Origin of the sequence: Microcystis sp. M_QC_C_20170808_M3Col, assembly GCF_007095505.1 — a bacterium.
In the GTDB taxonomy this organism is placed as follows: Bacteria; Cyanobacteriota; Cyanobacteriia; order Cyanobacteriales; family Microcystaceae; genus Microcystis.
In genome coordinates this window covers 1-2,523 of the sequence record NZ_SFBY01000486.1, presented here as the reverse complement: position 1 = coordinate 2,523, position 2,523 = coordinate 1, and the positions used below count along the sequence as shown (strand labels likewise).

Here is a 2,523-nt window from a genome sequence, read left to right as displayed (position 1 = left end):
GGGACTGTCCAGACTGTGGGACACACCATGACCGAGATATTAACGCTAGTAAAAACATTTTGGCCGCAGGACTTGCGGTGTCAGTCTGTAGAGCGACCATAAGACCAGAACAGAGTAAAACTGGGGCGGCAGGTGCGGAACCCCTCAAGGGAAAGAAGCAGAAACCCAAATCGTGAGGTTTGGGAATCACCGTCCGTTTACGGTGGTGAGGATGTCAATGAGGAAGTCCAGTCAAGGTTGAAAGACTATCACAGCCCTGAACAGATAGCCGGTTGTCTCCAGCGGTTCGGGAAGCTAACGATGAGCCATAAGACCATCCATCAGATGATTTACCGGAACTATCAGGGAATGGGCATCTACGCTCACAATCTCCGCCATTCTCACCGTCAAAGGCAACGTCGCGGCAACCAGAATCAGAAACGATGCCTAATTCCTAATCGGGTGGGGCAGTTTTTCCCGAAAGGGACAAATTTCAAAATCGTCAAACAAGCTGAGGTAGATCGAGTGACGGATTTAATCAACTATCGACCCCGAAAAGCCCTTGACTATCGCACCCCTTAGGAGGTATTCTTTAGTCAGTCAGGTACTGGTGCACTTCAAACTTGAATTGGCCATATAATACTTATCTAACTAAAACAATGACTAATCAATTAGCCAGACCTGTTACTCCTTTTCTTTATGAACATGACTATCAGCAGTGGTTAGAAACAACAGTCAAATTATTACGCGATCGCTCTTTTGAACTACTGGATTTGGATAACCTAATTGAAGAAATTGAGGACATGGGGAAAAGTAGTAAGAGGGAGGTTTTTAACCGATTGGTCGTTTTATTAATTCATTTACTTAAAGGGAAATACCAACCGGCAAGACAGTCTAACAGTTGGCTCTCAACAATTAACGAACAACGCCGTCAATTGTTCATCCTGTTTAGGGATAGTCCTAGTCTCCATAAAAGCTATCTTCCCACTATTTTTGATGAGTCTTACCAGCTGGCTTGTAAATTAGCAGCAAAAGAAACTAACTTACCTCTAGCTACTTTTCCTGAAAGTTGCCCTTTTACGGAAATTGAAATACTTGATTTTGATTTTTTACCTTAATCAATCGCCAATTCAAAAATGAAACGCATCAACCTCAAGAGTTGACAAAGAAAGGCTCATCAGGTACTGTCTGATCATTAACAAACACAAATCAGACCCAAAAATGAGCTGAAAACGTCTTAACATAGAACAAAGAAACTTGCTCTACCAACTTAGTCAGGAGGGAAATTTATCTCAACGGCAAATGGCCGTCTGGCTCGGATGTCATCAAAGCACGATATCACGAGAATTAAGAAGGAATCAAAGTTCCCTAGGCTGCTATCTACCTGACACAGCACAAGCTGAAAGCGAGACGCGCCGAAAAAATGCCAAACAACCCTTTAAAAATGTCAGCGAGTCAGCCTTAGAGTTGGTGAAAGACGGATTGAAAGATTATCATAGTCCCGAACAAATAGCAGGTCGTCTGAAAAAAGCTGGTCAAGAATCGCTCAGTCATGAAACCATCTATCAGTGGAAAATATCAAGAATACCTACGTCAAGGACGAGGAAAAAGAAAGAGTCGAAATGGAGCAAAAAGTAAGCGTGGAGGGATGACCTGGCGTGTAGATAACAGCGAGCGACCAGCAATTGCTGACCAGAAAACCGAAATCGGTCATTGGGAAAGTGACAGAATGATTGGAGGCAATCATCTAGGAGTTCTCGTTACCGCATCGGAAATCAATAGAGTCACAGAAAAACTTTTCCAAGAGATTCACCCTGACAAAAGAAAAACCTTTACTTGTGACAAGGTTAAAGAATTTTGTGGACATCAAGAGTCTCGTGAAGAAACTAGGAGCAGATTTTTATGAGTGCTACTCCTTATCATTCGTGGGAGAGGGGATTAAACGAGCATACCAATGGACTGTTAGGACAATTTTTCCCCAAGGGAACGAATTTTAAAATCGTTAAGCCAGAGGAGGTGGAAAGAGCCGTAAACTTGATTAACAATCGTCCTCGAAAATGTCTTGACTATCAAACCCCCAATGAGGTATTCTATAAAGGTGGATCAGATAGTGATGCAATTCAGACTTGAATCGGCCAATATATAAGTCACTTTTTTGAACTCCAATAAACATTAACTGGCAAAGTCAAATACTGGTATTTCAATTACTCACTTTGTTGGATATCCAAAGTCTATCAAAACTCCAGTTTCGTGATTAAAACTTTCCAAATTAGACTTGACGAGTGGACTGAAATGGCTACACACCAGAGGTTACGGGTTTAGGCATGACAGAAGAAACCCCCACCCCAAACCCACTCCATCATCTAGATTTAAATTGGGGAGGTGTCCTTTGGGCGCAAAGAGATTGAAGGTGAGATCATCATAATTTATCTTGAATGTCGGGGTGAAGACCCTCGCTTTTAGCGACGGGATGAAACCCCGACCAGTATAAAACAGCAAAGCACGACATTTCGACAGGCTCAATGTAAAAGCTCAGTGTTTACA

Annotated in this window: 2 protein-coding genes and 2 pseudogenes; all 4 read left to right on the top strand. The window is 42.4% G+C overall.

Going from position 1 to position 2,523, the window contains the following annotated elements; translation table 11 throughout:
- On the top strand, positions 1 to 176 hold a 176-nt coding region (locus EWV84_RS22690), incomplete at its 5' end, for a zinc ribbon domain-containing protein (RefSeq protein WP_287080267.1).
- Positions 177 to 447: 271 nt separating this feature from the next.
- Positions 448 to 561 (top strand): annotated as a pseudogene (locus EWV84_RS23195) (IS30 family transposase); the annotation flags it as partial.
- A gap of 77 nt (positions 562 to 638) precedes the next feature.
- Complete coding sequence (locus tag EWV84_RS22680; RefSeq protein ID WP_287080264.1) at positions 639 to 1,097, top strand: DUF29 domain-containing protein; 459 nt, start codon at positions 639 to 641, stop codon at positions 1,095 to 1,097.
- Positions 1,098 to 1,221: 124 nt separating this feature from the next.
- Positions 1,222 to 2,109 (top strand): annotated as a pseudogene (locus EWV84_RS22675) (IS30 family transposase).
- The last annotated feature ends 414 nt before the right edge of the window (positions 2,110 to 2,523 follow it).